The sequence below is a fragment of the Nonomuraea sp. NPDC002799 genome, assembly GCF_053592075.1.
In genome coordinates, this window is record NZ_JBSFVA010000007.1 from 198,258 (window position 1) to 211,564 (window position 13,307).

At 72.8% G+C, this 13,307-nt stretch carries 8 protein-coding genes; 2 read left to right on the top strand and 6 right to left on the bottom strand.

Annotation, left to right across the window (positions count from 1 at the left end; all coding sequences use genetic code 11):
* Positions 1-370: 370 nt before the first annotated feature.
* Positions 371-2,122 carry an AMP-dependent synthetase/ligase gene (locus ACWD0F_RS16340; RefSeq protein ID WP_449876080.1) on the top strand — a complete coding sequence of 584 codons (1,752 nt, stop codon included), beginning with the start codon at positions 371-373 and terminating at the stop codon, positions 2,120-2,122.
* 16 nt (positions 2,123-2,138) lie between these two features.
* On the opposite strand, the gene ACWD0F_RS16345 is transcribed toward ACWD0F_RS16340, so the two are convergent.
* From ACWD0F_RS16345 to meaB, 3 genes are all read right to left on the bottom strand, one after another.
* Positions 2,139-3,080 carry an acyltransferase domain-containing protein gene (locus ACWD0F_RS16345; RefSeq protein WP_449876082.1) on the bottom strand — a complete coding sequence of 314 codons (942 nt, stop codon included), beginning with the start codon at positions 3,078-3,080 and terminating at the stop codon, positions 2,139-2,141.
* Positions 3,081-3,085: 5 nt separating this feature from the next.
* Positions 3,086-5,314 (bottom strand): CehA/McbA family metallohydrolase, encoded by a 2,229-nt coding sequence (locus ACWD0F_RS16350; RefSeq protein ID WP_449876084.1) that lies wholly within the window; start codon positions 5,312-5,314, stop codon positions 3,086-3,088.
* Between the two features lie 204 nt (positions 5,315-5,518).
* Positions 5,519-6,499, bottom strand: a complete 981-nt coding sequence (gene meaB, locus ACWD0F_RS16355) for a methylmalonyl Co-A mutase-associated GTPase MeaB (RefSeq protein ID WP_449876085.1) — start codon at positions 6,497-6,499, stop codon at positions 5,519-5,521.
* Positions 6,500-6,588: 89 nt separating this feature from the next.
* On the opposite strand from meaB, the gene ACWD0F_RS16360 reads away from it, so the two are divergent.
* Positions 6,589-8,529 carry a serine/threonine-protein kinase gene (locus tag ACWD0F_RS16360; protein ID WP_449876087.1) on the top strand — a complete coding sequence of 647 codons (1,941 nt, stop codon included), beginning with the start codon at positions 6,589-6,591 and terminating at the stop codon, positions 8,527-8,529.
* Here the strand turns inward: ACWD0F_RS16360 and scpA are convergent.
* The 3 genes from scpA to ACWD0F_RS16375 are packed head-to-tail and all read right to left on the bottom strand — an operon-like array spanning position 8,523 to position 13,251.
* Positions 8,523-10,679, bottom strand: a complete 2,157-nt coding sequence (gene scpA / locus ACWD0F_RS16365) for a methylmalonyl-CoA mutase (RefSeq protein WP_449876089.1) — start codon at positions 10,677-10,679, stop codon at positions 8,523-8,525. The two genes, ACWD0F_RS16360 and scpA, sit on opposite strands and share 7 nt — an antisense overlap.
* The gene (locus tag ACWD0F_RS16370) at positions 10,676-12,424 is read right to left on the bottom strand and encodes a methylmalonyl-CoA mutase family protein (protein WP_449876091.1); all 1,749 of its coding nucleotides are present in this window, start codon (positions 12,422-12,424) and stop codon (positions 10,676-10,678) included. Before ACWD0F_RS16370 ends, scpA begins: the two co-directional genes overlap by 4 nt.
* Positions 12,425-12,483: 59 nt before the next feature.
* Positions 12,484-13,251, bottom strand: a complete 768-nt coding sequence (locus ACWD0F_RS16375; RefSeq protein ID WP_449876092.1) for a peptidoglycan recognition protein family protein — start codon at positions 13,249-13,251, stop codon at positions 12,484-12,486.
* Positions 13,252-13,307 lie beyond the last annotated feature (56 nt).

A 13,307-nucleotide genomic window follows, 5' to 3' on the forward strand; every position in this document is an offset into this window, starting at 1 on the left:
CCGTCACAAAGGTCGAAAATTCGTGACTTGGCGGGAATCACCGCGAATGCACGCCACCAACGGAGTCCGTGAGGAGGGCGAGGATGTCGCCGAGGTCCAGGTGTGCGCGCAGGCCCGGAAAAGGGCGGAACGGCGCGGTGCCCGCGACCTCAGATCCTCACGTCAACAGCCCCCATGGCTCGGCGATACAACACTCGAAAGCATAGGCGAGAAAAAGGGCGTCAAGCAAGCCGCCGCGTCGGCCCGGGCTCGTTCTGCCTGGTGGCTCCGGTGCAACCCGCGCACACGAGCCACCGATAACGATCAGAACATCGACTCACCCCGCGCCGCCGTCCTAGAGTCGGGCTCAACACCCTCCAGGAGGTCAGGCATGTCCAGCATTCCCTCCCTGTTGCGCGACCGGATCGCGGCGACCCCGGACGCGGAGGCGTACCGCACGCCTGCCGACGACGGCTGGGCCTCGGTGTCCTGGAGGGAGGTGGGCGAGCGGATCCGCGGTCTGGCCCTGGGCCTGGCCGAGCTCGGCGCGGGGCCGGGCACGCGCGTGTCCATCCTCTGCTCGACACGGCTCGAATGGATTCTGGCCGACCTGGCCGTGCTGTCGACCGGCGCGGCCACGACCACGATCTACCCGTCCAACACGGCCGCCGAGTCCGCCTTCGTCATCACCGACTCCGGCAGCACGATCGTCATCGCCGAGGACGACGACCAGGTCGCCAAGATCAGGTCCGTCCAGAAGGAGCTGCCCGACGTCACCCGCGTGGTCGTGATCGACGGCTCGCCGAGCGACGACGGCTGGGTGGTCACCTTCGCCTCGCTCGGCGGCGAGGGCGACTACGACGCGATGGTGGACGCCATCGCCCAGGACGACCTGGCCACGCTCATCTACACCTCGGGCACCACCGGCCGTCCCAAGGGCGTGGAGCTGACCCACGACAACTGGTTGTTCGCCGCCGGGTCCGTCCGCGAGATCGGCCTCATCTCCGGGACCGACCTGCACTTCCTGTGGCTGCCGCTGTCGCACTCGTTCGGCAAGCTGCTGGAGGTCGTGATGATCGACATCGGCGTGCCGACCGCGATCGACGGCCGTCTCGACAAGATCGCCGACAACCTCGGCGAGCTGCGGCCGACCGTCATGGCCGCCGCGCCGCGCATCTTCGAGAAGATCCACAACACGGTCGCCGCCACCCAGCAGCGCGAGGGCGGCATCAAGCTGCGCATCTTCACCTGGGCGCGGCAGACCGGCCTGCGGGTCAGCCGGGCCCGCCAGCTCGGCAAGGCCGTCCCGCTCACCACCCGCGCCGAGTACGCCCTGGCCGACCGCCTGGTCTTCAGCAAGCTCCGCGCCCGCTTCGGCGGCCGGATCCGCTACTTCATCTCCGGCGCCGCCCCGCTGAACAGGGACATCGCCGAGTTCTTCGACGCGGCCGGGCTGCCGATCCTCGAAGGGTACGGCCTGACCGAGTCGTCGGCGGGCAGCTTCCTCAACCTGCCCTCCTCGGTGAAGTTCGGGACGGTCGGGCCGCCGCTGCCGGGCACCGAGGTGCGCATCGCCGAGGACGGCGAGATCCTGATCGGCGGGCGGGGCATCATGCGCGGCTACCACGGCCTGCCGCAGGAGACGGCCGAGGCGCTGGCGGACGGCTGGCTGCACACGGGCGACATCGGCGAGCTGGACTCGGCCGGGCGGCTGACCATCACCGACCGCAAGAAGGAGCTGATCAAGACCTCGGGCGGCAAGTACGTCGCGCCGACCTACCTGGAGGGCCGGATCAAGGCGGCCTGCCCGTACGTGTCGCACGTGTTCGTCCACGGCGACCGGCGCAACTACGTCACGGCGCTGGTCACGCTCGACATGGACGTGGTCAAGCCGTGGGCCGAGGCGCAGTCGCTGCCCGCCGACCCCGACGAGCTGCGCGAGCACCCGCGGATGCGCGCGGAGGTCGAGAAGGCGATCGAGCACGTCAACGCGGACCAGGCGAGCTATTCGACGGTCAAGAAGTTCGCGATCCTGGCCGTGGACTTCTCGGTGGAGACCGGTGAGCTGACGCCCAGCCTCAAGGTCAAGCGCAAGGCCGTGGAGGAGCGGCACGGCGGCACCCTCGACGCTTTCTACACCTGACCGCGACGGCCGGTGGTCAGAAGCGCAGCCAGCCCATCCGGCCGTACCAGGTGCCCCCGGACGCGAGATGGTCGGCGATGGCCCGCTGCAGCCGGGTGCGGCGGGGCAACCCGGCCGGGCCGCCGGCGTCCGCGCCGAACACGAACGACAACATGTCGCCGTCGTCGAACCTGCCGAGCGGCTGGAAGAGCCGCTGGAAGGCGACGATGTTGGAGCTCTCCGGCAGGTAGCGGGCGAGCTGCTCGTCCAGCAGCCACGACCCGCAGGTCATGACCCGCAGGTCCTCCTGCGGGAAGTGCAGCGGGAAGAACCGCCTGGCCCGCTCCAGGGAGGCGGCGCAGGCGCCGGGGGTCAGCGGGCCGTGGAAGTCGGGGACGTGCACCTCGAGCGCCGGGGAGCCCGGCCCCGCCGGGCCGCCCGCGGCCTCGATCGCCGCGCCGGTGGACGGGCCCAGCGCGCTCCGGTTGAACTGGAGGCGGCCCAGTTGGTAGAGGACGCCGCGGGCGTGCAGCATGAACCACCAGGGCGCGTGCAGGCCGCCCGTGCCATGGCGCTTGCGGTGCACGGCCATGTTGCGGCCCAGATCGGTGAACGTCGCCCAGGACACCTCCTCCGGGATGCCCCGCGCGCGGTGGTAGGCGCGGGTGTGGGGCAGCGTGGCGAGGAAGACGTGCACGTAGAAGTAGGGCCCCAGCTCCGGGAGCTCCGGGAACCCCGGCGGCTCGTCGAGCGAGCCCATCGTGGACACCAGCGACTGCGCGCACCGCTCTGTCAGCCACCACAGCGCGCTGCCCGGCTCCGGCCGGGAGGCGATGACGGCGTTGACGTCCTCGTGCGGCACGGCGAGCCTCAGCAGCTCCGACGACAGGTCGTCGGGGAAGGCGAGGTCGAGGCCGCTCAGGGACTGGAGATGGGCGAGCCAGGTGGGGTGGGGGCGAAGCAGGGTCTCGACGTTCATGGGGATCAGCTTAGGAGCCGGGCCCGGTAGACCGCCCTGGCCTGTTCCAGCAGGGAGACGTGGTCGCCGAACTGGTACGGGGTGGCCAGGCGGCCATGCTGCTTGATCAGGTCCTCCAGCAGGTCCAGCCACTCCAGGCACCAGCGCACGTCCTCCTTCCTGGCCACCCGCCTGCCGTCCACGTCCACGTAGACGGGGCTGGTGAGGGCGTACCCGGTGGCGGTCATGGTGCGCGGGTGCGGATCGCACAGGACCTCGGCGATCACGTACGTCGGCCCGTCCACCAGCAGGTCGGCCGTCACGGTCAGCCGCTCGCCGGTCGGCCGGGCGTCGCCGGGCATCCGCTCGGCTCCCGCCCGCACGCCCTCGGCCGTGCGGATGCGCACCGCCGCGACCTCGGGGCCGATCGCGGCGGCCGTGACGCTCACCCGCTGGCCCCGGCGCGCGTGGATGACGTGGCCGGGGCCGCCGCCGTTCACCGACAGCTCCAGCCAGGGGCCGGTGGTGGCGAACGTCCGGCCGGCGCGTACGGCCGACGCGAACGACCGGGCGCTCAGCTCCCCCTCGACGTGGGCGTAGACGCGGGCCCAGCCGGGCGGGTTCGACTGGTTGTCCGAGCGGGTGAAGGAGATCATCGCGTCCGTTCCCGCGGTGACGGCGAGGCGGTTGCCCGCGCCGATCAGCCGCCGGTAGACGGCCGCCGTGGACGGGATCGAGGCGTGCGTGAGCACGTCGAGGGTGTCCACGAGCCCGAGCGCGGCGTCGGCGACCAGCTCGCGGGCGGCGCAGTTGCGCGGCACGGGCGACACGATGCCCTTCGGCGGGTCGCCGTCCGCGATCGGCGTGCCGAACGGGTGGCTGTAGCCGACGAGCGCGCCGAGGCCGCGCAGCTCGCGCAGCCCGTCGGCGTTGGGCGGCCAGTCCGCGTCGCCGTCGAACCCGGTGTGATAGCGGCCGGGCGCGGCCCTGGGCGCGAACGCGTAGATGTGGCCGAGCAGGTCGTTGCGGTACTCGACGCCCATTCTGGCCACGTGCGTGGCGTCGGACCACGGCAGGTCCTGGTCCGTCCAGTGCTCGAACGCCTCGCGGTCGTAGACGCGCCGGCCCGAGACGTTGCCCGCCAGCAGGTTCAGCACGTGCAGGTCCTCGCCGTGCTGGGCGGCGGCCGCGTCGGCGGGCAGTCCCACCAGGTCGCCCGCCCAGTTGAGGTGCACGTGCATGTCGCCGCCGTACCAGTCGCGCGCGGCCGCGTCGTAGAGGCGTTCCGGGGTCAGCCTGATCAGGTGCTCCGCGCCGGGCTCAGGGGTCAGCTCCAGGGCGGCCTCGCCGTACTCCATGCCTCTGGCGGCCCTGATCGTCAGCGGCACGGCGGGGACCTCCAGGACGATGTCGTCGCCGTGGAAGTAGGGGCGCTCGTGGAAGTCGTAGCGGTGGGGGGTGTCCGGCGGGAACCAGCCGGCGCCGTCGGCCGCCAGCACGCTCCACCGGCAGGGCATGCCCGCCACCAGGCGCAACCTGGCCGCCTGGGTGGGCCGCAGGAGGGTGTCCAGACGCACCCGGGTCCCGTCGATGACGACCGTGCTGTCGTGGTCGGCCTCGACCAGCCACGCGCCACGCGGGGCCAGCGTCCGCTGGGCGTCGTCCACGCTGACCGGGCAGGGCTCATCGCGCGTGGAGTCGATGAGCAGGGTGACGCGTTCCTCGCCGCGCCCGGGCAGCGGCAGCGGCGGCGCCGCCTGCCCCGCCGCCCCCGCCGCTGCCCCCGCCTCCGCCCCCGCCGCCACCGCCGTCTCATCCGCTGCTGCGGCTGCCTGGGCGCCGCCCCGCAGCACCGTGAACGGCCGCGTCCGCTCGCGCCGGCCGCCCTGGAGCGGGATCGCCCGCGAGGGCAGCAGGACGGTGCGCGGCGCCCCTTCGAGGAGGATCTCGCCGGGGTGGACCCGCACGGCGACCAGATGTCCCGGCACCTCCCCGTCGAGGGTGTCGCGCAGCACCCGGTCATAGTCCGGCTCGGCCAGCCGGGCGGCGAGCTGGTCGATCGGCTGACCCGGATGGCTCTCCGCGACCGCCTTGAGTACGAGCCGCCAGAACCGGTCGAACAGCGCGGGCGGCAGCACCCTGCGCCGGGCGAAGAACTTCACATAGGGGATCTCGGGCTCGCCCCAGGTGATGCCATGCCGGTCGAGCAGTTCGCCGTACTCCTCCAGCGCCTCGGCCACCTTTTCAGGCAGCATCGCTTCCGCACCCATTCGCGCCTCTCCCCACTCCGGTTGCGCGTCATCGTGACATGGATCACGCGGGCGACCCGGGGGCCGGAGGCACGGCGGGGGCGCAGACTTCACCCGCCGGGGGAAGGTACTCCACCTCCAGGGTGCCGATGCTGCTCCAACCTGCCCACATACAGGGTCAAATCGCCCACGCGCAGGAGGCGCTCCGTCTCAGGGCCTCCTGAAGACCGACAGGAGGCGGTCCGCCGCGAGGGCCGGGGTCAGCTCGCCGGCGAGCACCTCCCGCTCCACCTCCGCGGCGACGGCGGACACCTCCGGGTCGTTGCGCAGCTCGGTCAGCAGCCGGTCGCGGACCAGCGTCCACGTCCAGCCCACCTGCTGACGCCGGCGCTTGCCGGCCAGGTCGAGCGACTCCCGATGGGCCAGGACGTGCCGCCAGAGCTCGTCCAGGCCCTCACCGCCGAGTCCGCTGCAGGTCAGTACGGGCGGCGGCGCCGTGTCGGACCTGAGCATGCGCAGCGCGCCCGCCAGCTCCCTGGCCGCCTTCCTGGCGAGCAGCTCGTACTCCCCGTCGGCCTTGTTGACCGCGATGACGTCGGCCAGCTCCAGCACGCCCTTCTTGATGCCCTGGAGCTGGTCGCCGGTACGGGCCAGGGTGAGCAGCAGGAACGTGTCCACCATGTCGGCCACCGAGGTCTCCGACTGGCCGACGCCGACGGTCTCGACCAGCACGACGTCGAACCCGGCGGCCTCCACCACGACCATGGCCTCCCTGGTGGCCTTGGTGACGCCGCCGAGGGTGCCGGCGGCGGGCGACGGGCGGATGAAGGCGGCGGGGTCGGCCGCCAGGCGCGACATGCGGGTCTTGTCGCCCAGGATGCTGCCGCCCGTCCTGCTCGACGAGGGGTCCACGGCCAGCACGGCGACCTTGTGCCCGTCCCCGGTGAGCATCGTCCCGAGCGCGTCGATGAACGTGGACTTGCCCACACCCGGCACGCCCGAGATCCCCACCCGGCACGCGTGGCCGGTGAGCGGGGTCAGCTCGACGAGCAGCCGCTGCGCGAGGGCGATGTGGTCGGGCCTGGTCGACTCGACCAGTGTGATCGCGCGGGCGATCCACGTGCGGGAGCCGGCCCGTACGCCGGCGGCGTAGTCCTCCAGCGAGTGCACCCGGCTAGCCCCTTTCCACACAGTTGATCATCATAACTTCTGACAGATCTTGACTTTTGCCAGTAGGGTGCTGGAGTTCTGTCTCAGCCGTCACAGGAGTCACTCCCCTCATGCCCAACGTCGAACCCCTGCGCGAGGGCGACCCGGCAGCGGTGGGACCCTACCGACTGGTAGGGCGGCTCGGTGCGGGCGGCCACGGTGTCGTCTACCTCGGCCAGGCTCGCAACGGCACCCCCGTCGCCGTCAAGGTGCTGCGCGAAGGGCTGGCGGCAGGCGAGCGCCTCGCCCAGGACATCGCCGCCGCGCGCAAGGTCGAGCCCTTCTGCCTCGCGCGGGTGCTCGACGCCTCGACCGGCGGCCGGCCGTACATCGTGGCCGAGTACGTGGACGGGCCCCCGCTCCAGCGTGCGGGCCGGCTCGGCGGTGCGGAGCTGCAGCGGCTCGCGGTGGCGACCGCGACCGCGCTCGACTCCATCCACCAGGCCGGCGTCGTGCACGGGGACTTCAAGCCGGCCAACGTCCTGCTCGGCCCCGACGGGCCGCAGGTCGTGGACTTCGGCATCGCCGGGGCGTTCGGGTCGGGCATGAGCGCGACCAGCAACATCGTGGGGACGCCCGCGTACATGGCGCCCGAGCAGCTCTCCGGGAAGGCGGCGGGGGCGCCGGCGGACGTGTTCGCGTGGGCGTCGGTGATCGTGTTCGCGGCGACCGGGGTGCCGCCGTTCGGGGACGACTCGCTGCCGGCGGTGATCCACCGGATGCTGCACGAGGAGCCGCAGATCGGCGACCTGCGGCGGCCGCTGCGCGAGATCGTGCCCTCCTGCCTGGCCAAGGATCCGGCCGCCCGGCCGGCGATGCGCGACGTGCTGCTGCGCCTGATCGGCGGCGACTCGGGCCCCGGCGGCGCGGGCCGCGGTGAGGTTCCGGACGCGCACCAGCCGGCCGCACAGGCGTGGCACGAGATGTCCGAGCAGACCCTCGACCACGATGTGGCCCCGGGCCGGGCCCTCGACCAGGCCGCACCCGTTCACGGGCAGCCCCTGCCCACGCGCAAGTCGCGGATGCCGCGAGACCGGCCGGGACAGGCCGCCCCGGCCGCCCGGCCGCCGGCGCCGCACCCGGCGCGGACGCCGACCGGCCACGCCCCTCTCGCGGCTCCGGCGCCGACCGGCCACACACCTTTCCCGGCTCCGCAGCCGGTCGAGCACACCCCTCTCGCGGCTCCGGCGCCGGCCGAACACGCGCCTTTCCCGGCCGCGACACCGGCCGCGCACGCGCCGTTCCCCGGCTCCGGCGAGCGCTTGGCGCGCCAGGAGGAGATCCTGCCGCCGTCCCCGGTCGCCATGGACCCGCCCACGGTCGAGCAGCCGGCGGCGCGGTCCGAGCTGGCCGAGCACTCGGCGCTGGTCGAGCTGCTGGTCCCCGACACGACCGCCGCCGAGGAGCGGCTCCCGCCGCCACCACCACCACCGCCCGCCAGGCCGCGGCGCAGGCGGCTGAAGACCGTGCTCGTCGCCGCCGTCTCCGGCGTGTGCGCGCTCGCCCTGGGCGCCGCCATCGTCTGGCTCACCCCCACGACCCCCACTCCCAAGACCTCGAACATGTCCGTCACGACCGACGCCCCGGCGGCCACCTCCACGGCCGCGACACCGCGCCCGAAGCGCACGCGTACCGCACGGCCCACCCCCCAGACGGAGGGCTCGCCCGGCGAGACGCAGGTCTCGGCGACCGAGGCCGCCGGCGGCGGCCGGCTCACGGTCGTCTACGTGCGGGCCGGCGGCACCAGGAACGGCGACTGCTGGACGGAGCCGACGCTCCAGGCGCTGGTGCGGCGGACCGGCGCCCCGCTGAGCTTCGACTACACCTGGGTCGTCGACGGCGTGGCCGCCGGCCGCTTCTCGACGACGATCTCCGAGAACGGCCAGCGCTACCTGACCTCGCCGCGCGGCGTGAGCACGAGCGGCGTCCACCGCGTCACGCTGCGGATCACCTCCCCCGTCACCGCCCAGCGCACCGTCTCGGTCACGACGTGCGGAAGCACGGCCTACTGACGTCTGCCGAGCTCCTCCAGCAGCCCCAGGGCGGCGTCGGCGATCACGGTGCCGGGCGGGAAGATCGCGGCCGCGCCCGCCTCCCGCAGCGCGTCGTGGTCGTCCGGCGGGATGACGCCGCCCACCACGATCATGATGTCCGCGGCGTCGAGGGCGGCCAGCGCCTCGCGCAGCGCGGGCACCAGCGTGAGGTGACCGGCGGCGAGCGAGGACACGCCCACGATGTGCACGTCGGCCTCGACGGCCTGCCTGGCGACCTCTTCGGGCGTCTGGAACAGCGGGCCGACGTCCACGTCGAAGCCCAGGTCGGCGAAGGCCGTGGCGATCACCTTCTGGCCGCGGTCGTGGCCGTCCTGGCCCATCTTGGCCACCAGGATGCGCGGCCGGCGGCCCTCGGCCCGCTCGAAGGCGGCGCACGCCCGGCGGACGCGCTCGATGTTCGCGGCCGGGCCCGATTCGTCGCGGTACACCCCGGATATCGTACGGACCGGCTCGGCGTGCCGGCCGAACACCTGCTCCAGCGCGTCGGAGATCTCCCCCACCGTGGCCTTGGCGCGGGCGGCGTCCACGGCCAGCTTGAGCAGGTTGCCCTCCAGACCGGGCGCCGGGTCGTCGGCTGCCTTGGTGAGCGCGTCGAGCGCGTGCCGGACGGCCTCGTCGTCGCGTTCGGCCCGCAGGCGGGCCAGCTTGGCGAGCTGCTGGGCGCGTACGGAGCTGTTGTCGACCTTGAGCACCTCGATGGCCTCGTCGCTCTGCGCGCGGTACTTGTTCACGCCGATCACGGGCTGCCGCCCGGAGTCGATGCGGGCCTGGGTGCGGGCCGCGGCCTCCTCGATGCGCAGCTTGGGCAGGCCCGCCTCGATGGCCTTGGCCATGCCGCCGGCCTCCTCGACCTCCTGGATGTGGGCCCAGGCACGTTCGGCGAGGTCGTGGGTGAGGCGCTCGACGTAGTAGGAGCCGCCCCAGGGGTCGATCACCTGGGTGGTGCCGGACTCCTGCTGGAGCAGGAGCTGGGTGTTGCGGGCGATGCGGGCGGAGAAGTCGGTGGGCAGGGCCAGCGCCTCGTCGAGGGCGTTGGTGTGCAGCGACTGGGTGTGGCCCTGGGTGGCGGCCATCGCCTCGACGCAGGTGCGGGCGACGTTGTTGAAGACGTCCTGAGCGGTGAGGGACCAGCCGGAGGTCTGGCTGTGCGTACGGAGACTCAGCGACTTCTCGTTCTTCGCGTGGAATCTGGAGACGAGTTTCGCCCACAGCAGCCGGGCGGCGCGGAGCTTGGCGACTTCCATGAAGAAGTTCATGCCGATGCACCAGAAGAACGACAGCCGCGGCGCGAACCGGTCGACGTCCATTCCGGCGGCGACCCCGGCACGCAGGTATTCGACGCCGTCGGCGAGGGTGTAGGCCAGCTCGAGGTCGCAGGTCGCCCCGGCTTCCTGAATGTGGTAGCCGGAAATGCTGATCGAATTGAATTTCGGCATCTTGTCGCTCGTGTACGCGAAGATGTCCGAGATGATCCGCATCGAAGGACCTGGCGGATAAATGTAGGTGTTGCGGACCATGAATTCTTTGAGGATGTCGTTCTGAATGGTCCCCGCGAGCTGTTCCGGCGCGACGCCCTGTTCCTCGGCCGCCACGATGTAGAGCGCCAGAATGGGCAGCACGGCGCCGTTCATGGTCATCGACACCGACATCCGGTCGAGCGGGATCCCGTCGAACAGTTGCCGCATGTCATAGATCGAGTCGATCGCCACCCCGGCCATGCCCACGTCGCCGGCGACCCGCGGATGGTCGGAGTCGTAGCCCCGGTGCGTGGCCAGGTCGAAGGCCACCGACAGGCCCTTCTGCCCGGCGGCCAGGTTGCGCCGGTAGAAGGCGTTGGAGTCCTCGGCCGTGGAGAAGCCCGCGTACTGGCGGACGGTCCAGGGCTGGTTGACGTACATGGTGGGGTAGGGGCCGCGCAGGTAGGGGGGCACGCCCGGGTAGGTGCGCAGGAAGTCGAGCCCGTCGAGGTCGGCGGCGGTGTAGAGCGGCTTGACCCCGATCCCTTCCGGCGTCTCCCACACCTCACCCGCCGCGCCCGCTTCAGACGGTCTCTGCTCATCCGGCGGCGTCTCGGCGTTGAGCGCGATGCCGGAGAAGTCCGGGATCATCGGGTCACCTCCAGGTCGTCGAAGGTCTCGCGGAGCACGCTCAGGGCGTCGCAGCCCGCGTAGAGGGTGGCGTCCACGCCTTTGTACTCACCCTTCCCCGCCAGCCACACCTTCTTCGCCCCCGCCCGCCGCAGCGCGGTGGCCACGTCGGCGGCGTGCTGGGCGTACAGCTTGTCGCTGGAGCACAGGCAGGCGACGTCGGTGCCGCTGACGGCGAAGGCGGTGGCGATCTGCTCGGGGTCGGCGCCGGGGCCGGCGGTCTCGGTCGCCAGGCCGCCCGCCTGGAACAGGTTGGCCGCGAACGCGGCGCGGGCGGTGTGGGCGGCGACGGGGCCGATGGTGGCCAGGAACACCTTGGGCCGCTCCGGCTGGGCGTCGGCCAGGTCACGCAGTTCCTCGAACGCCTGCGCGTACCGCACCCTCGGCAACCCGTCGTCCGCGGCGCCCTGGGCCTCCGGCGCGGGGACGGGCCGGCGGAGGGGCTTCTCCGTCAGGTTGGGGAACTCGCTCACGCCGGTGATCGGGAAGCGCCGGTGGGCGATGTCGTCGTCGCGGCGCGCCCGGGTGGCGGCGACGCGCCCGGCCACCAGCCCGGCCGCCGCCGGCAGACCTCCGGCCGCCTCGATCGCCTGGAACCACGCCCAGGCCCGCTCGGCGAGGTCGGCGGTGCGGCGCTCGACGTACCAGGAGCCGCCCGCGGGGTCGATCACCCGCCCGACCCCCGACTCCTCCAGCAGCAGCGACTGCGTGTTGCGGGCGATCCGGCGGGAGAAGGCGTCCGGCAGCCCGAGACAGGCGTCGAACGGCCGCACGGTGACGGCGTCGGCCCCGCCGGCTCCGGCGGCGAAGCAGGCGACGGTGGTGCGCAACATGTTCACCCACGGGTCGCGGGCGGTCATCATGGCCGCGCTGGTCACCGCGTGCTGCCGCTGCCCGCCGTACGCGGCCGCGCCGCACACCTCGGCGACCCTGGCCCAGAGCCGGCGGGCGGCCCGCAGTTTGGCGATGGTGGCGAACTGGTCGGCGGTGGCGGCGTACCGGAACTCGATCTGCCCCAGCGCTTGCTCCACCGAGAGCCCGCCGCCGGTGAGCGCGCGCAACTCCGCGACGCCGCGCGCGACCGAGCAGCCCAGCTCCTCCGCGTCGCTGCCGCCCGCGTCGTGGTAGGGCGTCGCGTCCACCGTGACGGCCCGCAGCCCCGGGAACCCGGCGGCGCAGCGGCGCGCCAGCTCCAGGCCCTCCGGCGTGGCGGCGGAGGCTCCCAGGTTGCCGAGCGGCGCGACCCCGCGGGCGGCGGCCAGCCCGAGCAGGGCCTCGGCGGCCTCCCCGGTCAGCGCTCCGGCCTCCAGGACGACGGGGGCCAGGTCGAGGTAGACGTCCTTCAGCACCTCGCCCAGCGCGGCCACCGGGATGGCGTCGTCGCCGACGACCAGCCAGAGCGAGGTGACGCCGTTCTCCAGATCGGCCGTGAGCGCCTCGGGATCGGGCACGGCGTGCCGCTGCCGCACGTCCCAGCCGGGAACGGCCCGGGAGCCGCGGACGAACGGCGCCGCCCCGGGCGACCCCGGATCACCCGGCAGATCGTCCAGGTCGTAGACGGGCGCGATCGTCACCCCGTCGTAGGTCGAGGCGGACAGCGCCTCCTCGGGCGAGCCCGCCTCGATCCCGGACTTGCGCAGAACCTCGACCGCCAGCGCCCGCCAGCCGTCCCGGGTGGCGGGCGCGAAACCCGCTGCCAGTTCCATGCCTCGGATAGTAGGCGGAACGCGGCGGAGCCAGTAACCCCGGGTGTCCCCCGGTCATGTCAGGAAGCCGGCGCCTCCCAGGCCAGCCGCCAGGTGCGCGGCCCCACGACCCCGTCGTCGTCGATGCCCTGCTCCCGCTGGAAGTTCCGGCAGACCTCGCGTGACCGCTCGCCGTACGCGCCGTCCACGACCAGGTCCCAGTTCAGCTTGACCATCCGCTCCTGCCACGTGCGCACGTCCTCGCCGCGCATGACCGGCGGGTAGGTCAGCAGCCGTCCCGGGAAGGGCGGCACGATCGGCTCCGGGGGCGGGGTCGTGCCGGGCCGGGGCGCGCCCCGCCGGACCCAGGCGTAGAGGGGCTCGCCGGGGCAGTCGGTGGCGTAGCCGTCACGGTGTCCCTTGATCTCCTTCCCCGCGTTCCCGCGCTGCCGTGCGTGCTCGATGGCGTCAAGGATCGCGTGCAGCACGCCGTCGGGCGGCTCCACGAGGCCGGAGTTGCCCACGAGCCCGAGCACCGCGTAATGGCCGGCGTTGAGGCCCGGGCCGTTCGCGGCCGGCAGGTGGTGCAGTCCGCGTCCCTCGAACACCTGCCGATGGGGACAGGCGACATAGGAGTAGCCGATGTCGATCCAGCCGTTGCCGTTCATGTGGTGGTTCTGCACCGACTGCACCAGGGTCACGCACTGACCGTGGTCGTCGACGATGGCCGGGGCGACCCGGCCGCCCGTGTAGTGGACTTTCACCCCCTTGGTGGAATCTAGCTGTGTGTAGTTGCCACGCGGCGCGCGAGCATTCCAGTCACGCCGTAACACCAGGTCGATGGCCATGGTGAGCTCCGGAGGTCGCTATAGGGACAACTGAGCGTAACGCGGGGAACGCGCAC

Bases quoted from the DNA above. Each gene is read 5' to 3' on its own strand.
- ACWD0F_RS16340 (WP_449876080.1), top strand. From the start codon at position 371: ATGTCCAGCATTCCCTCCCTGTTGCGCGACCGGATCGCGGCGACCCCG.
- ACWD0F_RS16345 (WP_449876082.1), bottom strand. From the start codon at position 3,080: ATGAACGTCGAGACCCTGCTTCGCCCCCACCCCACCTGGCTCGCCCAT.
- ACWD0F_RS16350 (WP_449876084.1), bottom strand. From the start codon at position 5,314: ATGCTGCCTGAAAAGGTGGCCGAGGCGCTGGAGGAGTACGGCGAACTG.
- ACWD0F_RS16360 (WP_449876087.1), top strand. From the start codon at position 6,589: ATGCCCAACGTCGAACCCCTGCGCGAGGGCGACCCGGCAGCGGTGGGA.
- scpA (WP_449876089.1), bottom strand. From the start codon at position 10,679: ATGATCCCGGACTTCTCCGGCATCGCGCTCAACGCCGAGACGCCGCCG.
- ACWD0F_RS16370 (WP_449876091.1), bottom strand. From the start codon at position 12,424: ATGGAACTGGCAGCGGGTTTCGCGCCCGCCACCCGGGACGGCTGGCGG.
- ACWD0F_RS16375 (WP_449876092.1), bottom strand. From the start codon at position 13,251: ATGGCCATCGACCTGGTGTTACGGCGTGACTGGAATGCTCGCGCGCCG.